The sequence below is a fragment of the bacterium genome (genome assembly GCA_035703895.1).
Taxonomy (GTDB): Bacteria; Sysuimicrobiota; Sysuimicrobiia; order Sysuimicrobiales; family Segetimicrobiaceae; genus Segetimicrobium.
The window spans coordinates 1-13,032 of the sequence record DASSXJ010000044.1 but is presented as its reverse complement, the minus strand read 5'-3'; the positions used below and the strand labels follow the sequence as shown (position 1 = coordinate 13,032).

General features: G+C 64.1%; 15 protein-coding genes. 7 read left to right on the top strand and 8 right to left on the bottom strand.

The features are described from left to right. On the top strand, window positions 1-555 hold a 555-nt coding region (locus tag VFP86_03405), incomplete at its 5' end, for an SDR family oxidoreductase (GenBank protein ID HET8998672.1). 70 nt (window positions 556-625) lie between these two features. Beyond that, on the top strand, window positions 626-1,540 hold the full coding sequence (locus VFP86_03400; protein ID HET8998671.1) for an aldose 1-epimerase family protein: 915 nt from the start codon (window positions 626-628) through the stop codon (window positions 1,538-1,540). On the opposite strand, the gene VFP86_03395 is transcribed toward VFP86_03400, so the two are convergent. After that, window positions 1,530-1,793 carry a TIM barrel protein gene (locus VFP86_03395; protein ID HET8998670.1) on the bottom strand — a complete coding sequence of 88 codons (264 nt, stop codon included), beginning with the start codon at window positions 1,791-1,793 and terminating at the stop codon, window positions 1,530-1,532. The two genes, VFP86_03400 and VFP86_03395, sit on opposite strands and share 11 nt — an antisense overlap. A 200-nt stretch (window positions 1,794-1,993) precedes the next feature. Between VFP86_03395 and VFP86_03390 the strand changes: the two genes are divergently transcribed. Continuing rightward, window positions 1,994-2,821 (top strand): SDR family oxidoreductase, encoded by an 828-nt coding sequence (locus VFP86_03390; GenBank protein HET8998669.1) that lies wholly within the window; start codon window positions 1,994-1,996, stop codon window positions 2,819-2,821. Between the two features lie 51 nt (window positions 2,822-2,872). Then, window positions 2,873-4,000: a Gfo/Idh/MocA family oxidoreductase gene (locus VFP86_03385; GenBank protein HET8998668.1), complete on the top strand. Its 1,128-nt coding sequence runs from the start codon at window positions 2,873-2,875 to the stop codon at window positions 3,998-4,000. Window positions 4,001-4,028: 28 nt separating this feature from the next. Here VFP86_03385 and VFP86_03380 read toward each other — a convergent pair whose 3' ends face one another. The 3 genes from VFP86_03380 to VFP86_03370 form a co-directional block, all read right to left on the bottom strand. Next, the gene (locus tag VFP86_03380; GenBank protein ID HET8998667.1) at window positions 4,029-4,874 is read right to left on the bottom strand and encodes a carbohydrate ABC transporter permease; all 846 of its coding nucleotides are present in this window, start codon (window positions 4,872-4,874) and stop codon (window positions 4,029-4,031) included. 20 nt (window positions 4,875-4,894) lie between these two features. Next, window positions 4,895-5,779, bottom strand: coding sequence for a sugar ABC transporter permease (locus tag VFP86_03375; GenBank protein ID HET8998666.1), 885 nt, complete (start codon window positions 5,777-5,779; stop codon window positions 4,895-4,897). A 64-nt stretch (window positions 5,780-5,843) separates the two neighbouring features. After that, window positions 5,844-7,142 (bottom strand): sugar ABC transporter substrate-binding protein, encoded by a 1,299-nt coding sequence (locus VFP86_03370; protein HET8998665.1) that lies wholly within the window; start codon window positions 7,140-7,142, stop codon window positions 5,844-5,846. Window positions 7,143-7,316: 174 nt separating this feature from the next. Here VFP86_03370 and VFP86_03365 point away from each other — a divergent pair, with 174 nt between their 5' ends. From VFP86_03365 to VFP86_03355, 3 genes are all read left to right on the top strand, one after another. Further along, window positions 7,317-8,213, top strand: a complete 897-nt coding sequence (locus tag VFP86_03365; GenBank protein ID HET8998664.1) for a TIM barrel protein — start codon at window positions 7,317-7,319, stop codon at window positions 8,211-8,213. Window positions 8,214-8,250: 37 nt separating this feature from the next. Beyond that, a complete protein-coding gene (locus tag VFP86_03360; protein ID HET8998663.1) occupies window positions 8,251-9,366 on the top strand; it encodes a Gfo/Idh/MocA family oxidoreductase in 1,116 nt (371 codons plus the stop codon). A 64-nt stretch (window positions 9,367-9,430) separates the two neighbouring features. After that, window positions 9,431-10,186 (top strand): glucose 1-dehydrogenase, encoded by a 756-nt coding sequence (locus tag VFP86_03355; GenBank protein ID HET8998662.1) that lies wholly within the window; start codon window positions 9,431-9,433, stop codon window positions 10,184-10,186. A gap of 25 nt (window positions 10,187-10,211) precedes the next feature. On the opposite strand, the gene VFP86_03350 is transcribed toward VFP86_03355, so the two are convergent. The 4 genes from VFP86_03350 to VFP86_03335 form a co-directional block, all read right to left on the bottom strand. Next, complete coding sequence (locus VFP86_03350; GenBank protein ID HET8998661.1) at window positions 10,212-11,078, bottom strand: sugar phosphate isomerase/epimerase; 867 nt, start codon at window positions 11,076-11,078, stop codon at window positions 10,212-10,214. Between the two features lie 172 nt (window positions 11,079-11,250). Beyond that, a complete protein-coding gene (locus VFP86_03345; protein ID HET8998660.1) occupies window positions 11,251-12,300 on the bottom strand; it encodes an amidohydrolase family protein in 1,050 nt (349 codons plus the stop codon). Between the two features lie 5 nt (window positions 12,301-12,305). After that, entirely contained in the window at window positions 12,306-12,704 is a 399-nt protein-coding gene (locus VFP86_03340) for a Rieske (2Fe-2S) protein (protein HET8998659.1), read from the bottom strand. 46 nt (window positions 12,705-12,750) lie between these two features. After that, on the bottom strand, window positions 12,751-13,032 hold a 282-nt coding region (locus VFP86_03335), incomplete at its 5' end, for an amidohydrolase family protein (GenBank protein HET8998658.1).

Here is a 13,032-nt window from a genome sequence, read left to right as displayed (position 1 = left end):
GTCGCAAGCCTCGCGGATGTGGAGGCGGCCGCGGAACACGCCGTCGGGGCGTTCGGCCGGATCGACGTCCTCGTGAACAACGCCGGCGTCACGCGCGATGCGACGATCCCCGAGATGTCGGAGGCCGACTGGGACGCTGTGATCGATGTGCATCTCAAGGGGACGTTCCTCTGCACGCGTGCGATCGCCCCGCGCATGCGGGACGCCGGCCGCGGCGCGATCGTGAACATATCGTCCATCTCCGGCAAGATCGGAAACATCGGACAGGCCAACTACTCCTCCGCCAAGGCCGGCATGGTGGCGCTCACCAAGGTGACGGCGCGTGAGTACGCGCGCTACGCCGTCCGCGCCAACGCGATTCAGCCGGGATTGATCGCCACGCCGCCGACGCTGGAGCGGGGGGAGGAAAAGCTTCGCCAGGGCGCCGCCGACACTCCGCTGGGAAGGATCGGCACGCCTGAGGAAGTCGCGGCCGTCGCCTTGTTCCTCGCAAGCGACATGGCGAGCTTCGTCACCGGCGCGGTCATTGAGGTCACGGGCGGGCGGCACATGTGACCCCCGGCCCGCCCCGCTGCGCAGATCCCGTGCGCCGGGCGCTAGGTCAATCGACCCGTGCGGCGCCCGGGTGCTGACGGTGTTTCCCACAGGGCGGCAGTATCCGATTGCGTATGATCGCCAAGAAGCCGTGGCCGTCGAACTCGGCGCAGGACTGCGCGAGTACGTTGTTCGCGGGCGGCGGGTTATCGACGGGCATCCGGCAGACGCCGCGGCAAACGGAAGCCGGGGCATGCCCCTGTTGCCGTGGCCGAACCGCATCGGGGATGGTCGCTATCGCTTCGCAGACGAAGAACACCAGCTCCCCATCAATCGCACGGGCGAGAACACCGCGATCCATGGTCTCACCCGCTGGATCCCGTGGCTCGCCCTCGAGCATACCGCCTCGCGGGTGGTCTTCGGGACCACGGTGTTCCCCCAACCCGGCTATCCATTTACCTTGACGCTGCAGGTCTCGTACGAACTCTCCGCCGGGGGACTCGTGGTCGAGACGGCGGCCAGGAATGATGGAGGACGCGCGCTGCCCTATGGAGCGGGACATCACCCGTACCTCGCGGTTGACGGAGGGTCTCTCGATCGCGCGACCCTCCTCGTACCGGCGACGCACCGATTGATCACCGATCCCCGGGGACTGCCGACGGGTGAAGTCGAAGCGGTTCAGGGTACCCCCTACGATTTCCGCCAGCCGCGGCCGATCGGCGACGTTCGGCTCGACACGTGCTATCTGGGCCTCATTTGCGATGACGACGGGCGAGCGCGGGTCCGCGTCGACGATACGGTGCTGTGGCTCGACGAGGGGTACGCTTACGTGATGCTCTTCACCGGCGATGCACTCCCCGATCCGTCTGAACGCCGGCGCAGCATCGCCGTCGAGCCGATGACATGTCCGCCCGATGCGTTCAGGACGGGAACCGGTGTGATCGTGCTCCCCCCCGGCGGCGCGGTCAAAACGCGCTGGGGGCTCGCGGTGAACGTCAGTCACTAGCCAGCTCGATCGTGGCTTCGTATTCCTTGACGGCCACCTCGCGCAACGCCGGGCGCGGGCTGATCAGATTCATCTCCGCGGCATTCACCGAGACACATCGAAGACCGAGCGATTGGAGGAGGCGCCGGAGCGCCTTGCGCTTGAACATCCCCGTCGCCGGGGTATAGATGTGCGGAGGCGTGGTGGAGATCTCGACGAGCGTATACCCGGCTGCCGCGATGGCCCTCAGCCGCTCGCCGCAAACGTTTTCCACCCGTTCGCGCGACCGGCGGCGAGTTCCTCCCGTCCGCCGTACGGCGATTGAACTTCAGCGTGAACGCTAATAGAATCTACCTGGCGGAGGCCAAAGACGTTGACACGCGGGTCCAGAGATGACGTTCCCGAACAAGCTGATCCTCACGGGAAACCATTTCTTTCGTCACCGCCGTCACTACCCGACGGAGCCTTGACGCGGTGAGCGCGACCTTCGAAGGCCGAGTGTCCCTGGTGACCGGGGCCTCCCGAGGGATCGGAAAGACGATCGCGACGCATCTCTCAGACCTGGGCGCGGCGGTGGCGATCGTTGATCGAGATGTCGACCGCGGCGACGCGCTGGCGAGGCGACTGCGCGCGGACGGTCGTCGGGCCGAATTCGTGCCGGCCGATCTCTCGAAGCCTGCCGAGGCCCGGCGGGCGGTTGAAGATGCCCTCTCACTACTTGGCCGCATCGACATCCTCGTGAACAACGCGGCCAGCCACGGCCGGCTCACCTCGGTGTTGGACATGGGCCTGGACGAATGGAACGAGGTGATCGGCACGAATCTCACCGGGACGTTCTTCGTGAGTCAGGCCGCGGCGCGCGCCATGATCCCGCAGGGCGGCGGGGTGATCATCAACCTGCTGGCGATTCAATCGCAGCTGCCCATCTCCGGCTACGGCCCCTACTGCGTCAGCAAGGGCGGGCTCGACGCGCTCACGAGGGTCCTTGCCGTCGAGCTCGCCGGCACGGGCATCCGGGTGAACGGAATCGTCGTGGGATCAGTGTACAGCGAGTCCGTCCGGGCGGTGCTCCCGCCCGAGCTCGCGGCAAGCGACGACCTGGAAGTGGTCCCGTCCGTCCTCGACGAAAGCGCGGCGACGCTGGTCGGCCGCATGGGGCGGCCATCGGATATCGCCCGGGTCGTGACGTTTCTGGCCTCGGATGACGCGGCCTACCTCACGGGGACGCTCCTGGCGGCAGATGGGGGCCGGCAGCTCAGCCGCCGTCCCGATCCGCTCATTCCCCGGAAGGATCGGCGTTGACGGAGATCGCGGCGGCGGCCGTCTCGAAATCATCCCGGCGGAGGGAGTCGCATGGACCGAATTCGCACCGCGGTGGTTGGCCTGAACCATGGATTGACTCACGCGATCGAGATCCTCGCCAATCCGAGGTTTCAGCTGGTGGCGATCTGCGATCACGACCAGACGAAGTTGGCGTGGATGCGCGGGGAAGCGCCGGTGTTCGACAATGAGCCCGGATGGTATCGTGCGCAGCGGACCGCGTGGCTGGAACGGGCCCGAGCGTATCCCGAACTGGCCAAGGCCACACTGGCCACGGATTTCGACGCGCTGCTGGCGATGCCCGAGGTCGACGCCGTCGTGCTCGCCGTTCCCATCCGCCTCAACGCCCCCCTCGCCATCCGCACCTTGCGGGCCGGGAAGCACTGTTTCGCCTCGAAGCCCTTCGCCATCAACGCGGAGCAGGGCGGACAGCTGCTGCAAGCCGTGCGCGATTCCCGCCACGCGTTCATCCATGGGTTTCAATATCGCTACTCGCCCTTGTTCACCCAGGTGCGCAGGATGATCGACGCCGGGTTCCTCGGCACCGTCAAGCAGCTCTGGTGGAACATGACGCGCCTTCCGTTGCGCGCGTCCCACAACCGGCTGGAGTTGAGCGGCGGGCCGTACCTCGCGGAGTGCTGCCACTGGCTCGATCTCTTCGAGTTTTTCCAGCCGGGGGCCCGCTTCACGCGTGTCGCCGCGTTCGGCGGCCTCGACGTGCCCGATACGCACGTGGATTTCCCCGATAACGCCGTGACCATTATCGACTATACCACCGGCGTCCGGGGCAGCCTCAACTTCACCTATTTCACCAACCAGCCCGAGTACAACGTGTGGGGCATCCAGGGCACCCACGGCAAGATCCGGGGCGACACCGAGCAGGCCGGCCGCTTCATCATGTTTTCAGGGCCCACGCAGGATCGGACCGAGTACACGGTCAACGTCGCGAAAGCGTACCACGGCCTCCACGGCCACCTCGGGTTCGACTGCATCCATGACGCATTTGCGGACCAGATCCGCTCCCGCGACCACGCCGCGGCCGTCGACGAAGCGGAGCGCGGCTTCGAAAACCTGCTGCTCTGCCTCGCCGCCGATCGGGCCATCCTCGAGGGCCGCATCGTGCACCGAGAGGAGTTTGCGACCGCGGGCGCTCGGGCCTAGCCGGTCGATTCCCTGAGCATGGCCGTCGTCATCCCTTCAGGGCGCCGGCGCCCAGGCCGCTGATCAGCCACCGTTGGATGGCGACAAACCCGAGGACCGGCGGGAGCGACGCGAGAATCGAGGCGGCCATGAGGCCGCCCCAGTCTTCTCGATACCGGCTGTCGACCGCGAACAGCAGCCCCGGCGGAAGCGTTCTGCCGTTTGGGTTCGTGACTAGGGCCAACGGGAAGAAGAGGTTGTTCCACGCGTCCAGGAAGGCAAATACGCCGACGGCAATGATGCCCGGGAGCATCAGCGGCAGCAACACATCACGCAGCAACCGGATCTCGGTGCACCCGTCGATCCGAGCAGCATCGTCGAGCTCCTGTGGCACCGAGTCCATGAAGCCTTTCATGAACCACACGCCCACCGGGATCGCCGTAGAGGCGAACGCCAGGACGAGCCCGAGGTGCGTGTTCAGGAGATGCGACTTCAGAAAGATGAGGTACAAGGGGATCAACAGGACGATGAACGGGAACATTTGAGCCAGGAGCAGGCTCAGCTGGAGCGGTTCCTTGTATCGGAATTTCATCCTGGAGAACGCGTAGGCGGCGAGCACGGAGACCACGATCGTGAGCCCGCATGTCAAACTGGATGTCACGACAGAGTTGGCGAAGTAGGTGCGGACGGGCACGACCCCCGTCCACATCTCGGCAAAGTTCTCCAGCGTGGGGTGAGCGGGCAACAACTGCAGGCGGAGGCTGAAGATCTCGAGGGTCGTCTTGAACGCGGTCACCGCCATCCAGTAAACGGGGAACAGCGTCCAGATGAGCGCAAATGCCATGAAGATCATGCGCGCTGCCGTCCCTATCGACCACCGCCTCCGGCCGGTCATCGATGCGCCTCAGACCCGATCTACGTGAGTGCCTCGCGTTGCAACGTGCGGATGTAGACGACCGAAAGCGCAAGCAGCACCAGCATCCACACGACGCCCATCGCCGCCCCATACCCAAACTTGAATTGTTGGAAAGCGACCCGATAGATTTGGACCGCTAGAGTCGTGGTGGCGTAGACCGGACCCCCCTGAGTCAAGGTCCAGATCACCGTGAAACTGCTGAAATTATTGATGATCCCGATCAACGAGGCGATCACCATAATATGGTGGAGATACGGGACGATCAAATGCCAGAACTCCTCCCAGCCCCTCGCGCCGTCGATCCGAATGGCTTCCCGTTGCGTGGTCGGGATCGCGGTCAGTCCGGCGGTGAACATCAAGACAAAGAACGGCGTTTGCGACCAGACGTTGGCGATGATCACCGCGGCCAATGCCAGGTTCGCGTCGGACAACCACGCCAGCCGATGCGGGATCACGTGCAGATGCAAGAGCAGGAGGTTCACCACACCGACCTCCTGGTCAAACATGTACAGAAAGAGGAACCCGACCACCACAGCCGGCGTGACCCACGGGACCAACAGCAAGCCACGGGCGGCAGCGAGGCGTCCCGGCAAGCCGTCGGCCAGCAACGCAAAGCCCAACCCGAACATGAAACTGACCACGACCGAGATCGACGTGAAAACCAATGTTCTGGCGAGTGACTGCCAAAACGTCGTGTCGTGCGCAAGCGCCAGAAAGTTCCCGAGGCCGACGAACGCCTGGTGATCGGGATCGACGAGTTCCACGTGCAAGAGCGACAGCCAAAACGTCCGCAGCATCGGGTACGCGACCACGTAACCCATGATGACGAACGCCGGGGCCAAGAACAGCGGGACCAGCGGATTGAGTCCCCTCCGCCTTGACACCGGGCCCCGGCGGGTCTCCACAGCCGACAGGCTCAAGCCGCTACCTGCCGGATTCGTCCAAGCCTTACTTGGCGTACACTTGAAGCAACTGCGTTTGCATCGCGCGCGCGATATCCGCCGCCGAGTCGGTCGTGGAGTACGTGCGCTGAATATTCGACATGACGGGTGGATACGCTTCTTCGTATTTCGGGCCGTAAGGCGGGACCACCACGAGGCTGGCGATCTTGAAGAACCCGAGCGCAATTGGATTGTTGAGTTCCGCGATCTTGCGTTCGATACCCTGGACGGCTGGGAGATCGCCATTGAGCAGTAGGAATTTCCTGATGGCGTACTCATCCGAGACCAGGTACCGCATGAATTTCAACGCGGCCGCTTTGTTCTTTGAGCTTGCGAACACCACCGTCTGATGATCGGACGACCCCGCCGACGGCCCATTCGCGGGACCGCCGGGAATGGGCGCGACTCCCCACGTGGCATACAATTTCTCGTCTGTCAGCTCTTTGTTCATCCCCTGCACGACGCTCTTGAAGTAGGGGCCGTCCTCCAGGAACAACAGACGCCCTTGGGCGGCGAAGATCCGGAATTGTCCCATCTTCTTCCCCGGCTGTGTGTAGCCGTTCTTCACGAGCGTACGGACCCACTCCAAGTAGGCGCGCATCTGCGGGGTATCGGCGGCGGGCTTCCCATTCTTGATCGGCTCGGCTCCGAACGCGTGCATGTAGGGCCATTCCGCATCAAGTCCGAAGTCCCGCAGCGTCGTGTCGATGCCGATGCCGAGGATGTTGGGGTCGTATTGTTTCGCGGTAGCGATAGCCCGCATCGCCTCGGCAATCGTCTTGGGAGGATTCGGGGGCAGGCCGATCTTTTTCATGAGTTCCTTGTTATAGAGGAAGCCGAGGGGGTCGAAGCCCCACGGCATCCCGTAGAGGTGGCCGTTGAATTTGACGCGGCTGACGGTCGCTGGGTTGAGGCTGTCGAAGAAGGATTTGTCGTACGCGTCGAGGGATTCCAGCAGCTTTGCGCTGGAGAGGCTCGCGAGATCGTTCCCTTGTCCTTCGGCGACGTCGGGGCAATTCCCGGCCGCGCACTCCGTCACCAGTTGGTGAAGGTGACCCGAAAAGTCGACGGGCTCGTCCTGGATCCGAATACCGGGGTTGTCTTTCATGAAGTGCGCTTCGATGTCGTCGAGCCACGGTTTCTCATTGTGGTCGCTCGACTCCCAGTTGACAAACCTGATCGTCGCTTCGGTGGCCGCAAATGATGAAGGTCCCGCGAGGATCATCGCCAGCCCGATGATCAACGCCACCGACGCCGGCCCCGCCCTCCACACGCGCTCAGTACTCACAAGCCGTTTCCACCTCATACGCGCCTCCCCATCGCGACGTGTGACATTCGGACTGCAAGCGTTTTCAGTGGGCTTCGCTCAAGTGGACGAGAGTTCCTTCCCCCGCCGCAAGACCCGGCGACCCGGTGAGTTCGAAACGTGCTCAAGGAGGACCACCACCGGCAGTCGAATTCCAACATAGGGACCTATCGCATGATGATACCGAACCCACTGATCCTCACCGAAAACCATTTCTTTCGTCACCGGCGCCACTACCCCATCGCCACACGCTTCGCGATTGCGGCCGATCTCGAATACGATGGCTACGAGCTCACCGACGCGGATCCTAAGGACGACAGCACGTGGTCGGAGATCCGGAACGAGCTCGATCGCACGGGGATGCAGCAGATCGGGATGTATGTCGTCGTCCGGGCAATGCCCGGGGTGCAGATCGATATTGAGCTCGCGCGCATAGGCGAGTGCATCGAGCGGTTGTCGAGTCTCGGCCGTACTCCTTTTCTCGTGGTGACCATGACCGTCGCCCCATGGTCGCCCACCAAACTCTTCCACGAAAGCGGCTCCGCGGAAGCGACGGCCCCCCACTGGCAGCAGGCAGTCCAGGTGATTCGAGCCGTGGACAGCATGCTCGTGGCGAAGCGCATGCCTGGCTACCTTTACAACCACGCCGGTTTCCTGATCGATACCCCCGGCGTTGAGGAACGTTTGCTGACGCAGGTCCAGCCCCGCAACATCGCCCCCGGACTCTCGAGCTTCCATGCGTACTTCCATGAGGCGGTGGCCGACCCTCCCGAGATCCTGTCCTCCCCAGTGATGAGCCGGCTTGGCTACGTCGCGCTGCACAGCGGCTTCCCCAAGCCCGCACCGTACCGCACGGCGCTCCTCGATGAGGGCCAAATCGATATTGCCGGCCTGCTCGGGCTGCTCTGGGAGCGTGGCTACAAAGGTCCCCTCGCTCTCCAAGCCTACGATCTGGGCGGCGATCCGTATGTGAGTGCCGAACGCCAAATGAGGTACGTGCGCAGCGTCTGGGAGCGGTTTCAGCGGAACCCTCAGCTCAACCCCGCGCACGCTGACACCACGCAGCGATGACAGCCGTTTCGCAATCAAATCCGGGATAGAGGGGCACATGGACAGGATCCGCACTGCGGTGGTCGGCTTGAATCAAGGCTTGATGCACATGGTCGAAGTGCTCGGCCGTCCCCGGTTTCAGCTCGTCGCCGTCTGCGATCTCGACCAAAAGAAGTTGGGCTGGTTGCGCGGGGAGCCCGCCCTCGACCACGAGCCGGGGTGGTATCATGCCCACCGGGATGCGTTTCTCACCCGCGCCCGGGCGCATCCCGAACTCGCCCAAGTGAAACTGACGACGGATTTTCAAGCCCTCCTGGACATGCCGGATGTTGACGCCGTGATCCTCACCGTGCCGATTCGCCTCAATGCGCCCCTCGCCATCCGCGCACTCGAGGCCGGAAAGCACTGCTTCGCGTCCAAGCCGTTTGCCATCAATGCGGAGCAAGGCGTGCAACTCCTCCGCACCGTGCGGACATCACCGCACGCCTTTCTCCTCGGGTTCCAATACCGCTACGCGCCCGTGTTCACCCACGCGCGCAAGCTGATCGAGGCCGGGTTCCTCGGCACCATCAAGCAGCTCTGGTGGAATATGGCAAGGCGGCCGTTGCGGGCATCGCACAATCGCCTCGAGTTGAGCGGCGGGCCATTCCTCGCGGACTGCTGCCACTGGCTCGATCTCTTCGAGTTCTTCCAGCCCGGAGCGCGCTTCACGCGCGTCGCGGCGTTCGGCGGCCTGGATGTGCCCAATACGCACGTCGATTTCCCCGACAACGCGGTGACCATCATCGACTACAACACGGGCGTCCGCGGCAGCTTGAACTTTACCTACTTCACCAGCCAACCCGAGCACAACGTGTGGGGCATCCAGGGGACCAGGGGGAAGATCCGCGGCGACACCGAGCAGGCCGGCCGCTTCGTCATGTTTTCCGGGCCCACCCAGGATCGGACCGACTTCGCGGTCAATCCGGCAAAGGCGTACCAAGACCTCCTCGGGTTTGACTGCATCCATGACGCGTTTGCGGACCAAATCGAAACCCGCGACCACGCCTGGGCCGTCGACGAAGCGGAGCGTGGGCTCGAAAACCTGTTGCTCTGCCTCGCGGCCGATCGCGCCATCCTCGAGGGCCGTGTCGTGAAGCGAGAGGAGTTCGCGCCAGCCAGGGCCGAGGCATGACGATCGATCGCCGCGAGGAAGAGGGCGTCCCCCCGCCCTCTTGTCCGACGGTCATGCCGTGAGCATCCCAGAAATGTTCGATTTGAGAGATCGCGTCGCGCTTGTCACCGGAGCGCGGCGAGGCCTTGGCCGCGCGATGGCTCTGGCCCTCGCAGCGGCCGGCGCCGACGTCGTCGCGATCAGCCGCCGGCCCGCCTCGGATCTCGCGGCCGACCTCGAAAGAGTGGGGCGGCGCTGCGTTTCATTGACGGCCGATCTTGAAGATCCCGAGGATGTGAAGACGGTCGTTCCTCGCGCCGTGGGCGCGCTGGGCCGCGTCGATATCCTCGTCAACAACGCCGGCTTGATCACCCGCGCTCCGGCCGCCGAGACAACGCCGGAAGACTGGCACCGGGTCATCCAAGTGAATCTGCATGCCCTGTTTCGCCTCTGCCAGGATGCGGCCCGCGATATGCTCGCGCGCCGCCGCGGCAAGATCATCAACATCGCGTCGCTGGCAAGCTTTCAGGGCGGGATCCTGGTGACCCCCTATGCCGCCAGCAAGGGCGCCGTCGGGCAGCTCACCAAAGCGCTGGCGAACGAATGGGTGCCCTATGGCATCAACGTCAACGCGATCGCCCCTGGGTACATGACCACCGATATGACCCGTGCGCTGCAAGAAGATCCCAATCGAAACTCGGCGATCCTTGCGCGGATTCCCGCCGGGAGGTGGGGCCGCCCGGAGGAACTCGGCGGGGCCGTCGTGTTCCTGGCGTCAACGGCGTCTAACTACGTGCATGGCCACCTGCTGGCCGTCGACGGTGGATGGCTGGGGAGGTAGGCGACTCCCGGCTTCCCGTGCGACGCTATCCGATCTGCCAGCCCCAGGCGCGGAACAGTGTGGCGTCGTCGGCGATGCGTGAGTCGGGATCCTCCCCGTCGACTAACTCGTAGATGGTGGGCCCCGTGAAGCCCGTTTCACGAAGCGCGTCGCCATAAGACTTGAAGTCGACCTCACCGCGCCCCACGGAGGTGTGGGCAAACCGATCCTTCCACGCATCGCTGAGGTGCGCAATCAGGAGCCGGTCGGCAATTGCACGAACGCCCTCGGCAGGATCCTCGTGCGCCAAGACGTTGGCGCAATCGTAGGCAATGCCGAGGCTATGATCGGCCAGACTGTCCACAACCGTCTTCACCTCGGCCCCGGTCCGCATGAATCCGAAGGGGAATGTCTCGAGCGCCAACCGAACGCCTAATTGGGTGGCTCGCGGGAGCAAGCACTCGAGCTGGCGTTTGAGAAGCGCAATGGCATCCTTCTCGGGCATCGGGATCAGGGGATTGAGACGCCCAGGTCCCACGACAACAATGTTCACCTCGAGGTCCGCGGCCAACTCAATCGTCGCTTCGTACTCCTTGAGGGCAACCTCCCGCAGAGCCGGGTGCGGGCTGATCAAGTTCTGCTCGGCGGCGTTGATCGACACACATCGAAGGTTCAAAGACTGCAGCATGCGCCGGAGCGCCCAGCGCTCCAATACCCCCGTGGCCGGCGTGTAGACGTGAGGAGAAATGGTCGAAATCTCAACGAGCGTATACCCCGCCGCCGCGATTGCTCGAAGCGCGCTCTCCAGGGTCCGTTGGTAGAGATACCCGTACGTGGTCACGCCAAGCTGCAGGGCCATCAGCAATTCCCCGGAAACGTTTTCACTATCGGCCCGGGCGTTCGCGCCGCTCACGGGGAGTTCCTCCCCCGCCGCCGGCTCGGCGGTGCACCACGGCCACGGTTTGGCCGACCTTCACCTGCACGTTGAACTTGCGTCCGTGGACCGATACAATTTGCACAACTCGAGGACGCATCGTGCAACGAGAGGAGTTTGCGACCGCGGCCGCTCGGACGTAACCGATCGCTCACCCGAATTTGTAGAGTGAAAGAGCGTTCCCGGCCAGAATTCGCTCGCGCAGCTCCTGTCCGACCCCCGGGAACGCCTCGCGGGGATCGTAAGAGTCCCAAGACGGGTAGTTGCTCGCAAACAGGAGCGTGTCTCGCGCGTCGGTGATGTCCAGCCAGTCCTCGAGCACCTTCGGATCGTGTGGGAGTTCGAAGGGATCGGCGCAGAATCGCACGTGCGCGCGCAGATACGTGGAAGGCAGCTGTTTGGTCCAGGGCGTTTCGCGGCGCGTCGGCCGCCAGTCCTTGTCCATCCGCCAAATGAGGGGGGCCAGCATGTGGTGCGCCCCGTCTGCGAAGACAAACACCACATCCTCGAGCCGGTCAAAGACGCCCTCGGCGATAAGACTGGCGAGATGATAGGCGAAATTGGTGGGGTGGAGTGCCCGGTATTCAATGAAAGCCGAGTAGTACCCCGCCGCCGACGGCCAGAAATCAACGCCAGCCCCTCCGTCGGCATGAACGGCCACCGGCAGCCCATGGCGCGCGGCGGCTTCCCATATCCGGAAATAGACCCGTTGCCCGTACGGCCGATGCGCCTGCATCGGCACCACGACTTGGACCATGGCGGGATGACCGGCCCACCGTTCGATCTCCCGCACCGCCTGTTCGGGATCGCCGGCGTTGACCCGGATGGAGCCGTAGAATCGGCCGTGCGTATGCTGCTTATCGAGCCACGTGGAGGCTAACCAGTCGTTCGTCGCCGCGCAGATCGCGGTGGCGAGGTCGTCATCCGCCAGCAATCCTCGAGTCAAGGGCATCAACACGGCGTATTGGATGCCCATCTCGTCGAAGAGCCGCCGGCCGACCGCCTGCGGGTCTGACCCCGGCGGGCCACCGGGGGTGTGCGCATCGGGACAATAGTCGCCCATCGGGGCGGGATAGAAGTATCGTTCGGGCCCGGGAAAGGGACGGCTCCGCCACGGTTCCTGCATATACTCCCGGATCTCGTCTCGGTGCCGCATCGAGGGGTGGACGGCACAATCGACGATCCGCGCGGCGCTGCCCAACCGGTCTATCCTCCTTCCGCCTGCTGGTTCTGTTCCGGCGAGCCGGGGAGGCCGTCCGTGTCGAGAATGACCAGGTCGTCCTCGACACGCACCGGATACGTGCGGACGGTTCGGGTGGGTTCGGTAACGGTGCGACCGGTGGTGATGTCAAACTCCCAAGCATGCCATGGGCAGCTCACGATCTCTCCCTGCCGTACCCACAGGACCTGGTAGGGACCGGCGGTTTCCGTCGTCCCCGTGACTTCACCGAGGCAGAGCGGTCCGCCCGCGTGCGGGCAATAGTTGTTGAACGCGTAGTACTTCCCGTTGACGTTGAAGACGCCGATGCCCCAACGCCCGGCCCGCACCAGACGTTGGCTGCCGGGCGGCAGATCGGCAACTCGACCGACGACGTAACGGCCCAAGACGGCGGTCCTCCGGCCTCACACGCCCAAAACGGCTCGTGCCATGCTATTGATCGTGGCTCTCCTGCTCTTCCCCATCAGCCAGGCGAGCGGGCGGCAGGTTGTACAGATCGAGGGCATTGTCCCGCAGCACGCGCTCGCGCATCTCACCCGGGAGTTGGCGGGCCACACGCGTCGGGTCGTCAAAGTCCCAGTGCGGGTAGTCCGTCGAGAACATGAGCAGGTGCCCCGCGTCCACCCACTCCAGTACACGCCGCAGATGCCGCGGATCGGACGGTTCCTCAATGGGCTGAGTCGTGAACCGTACATGGTCGCGTACGTACTCCGA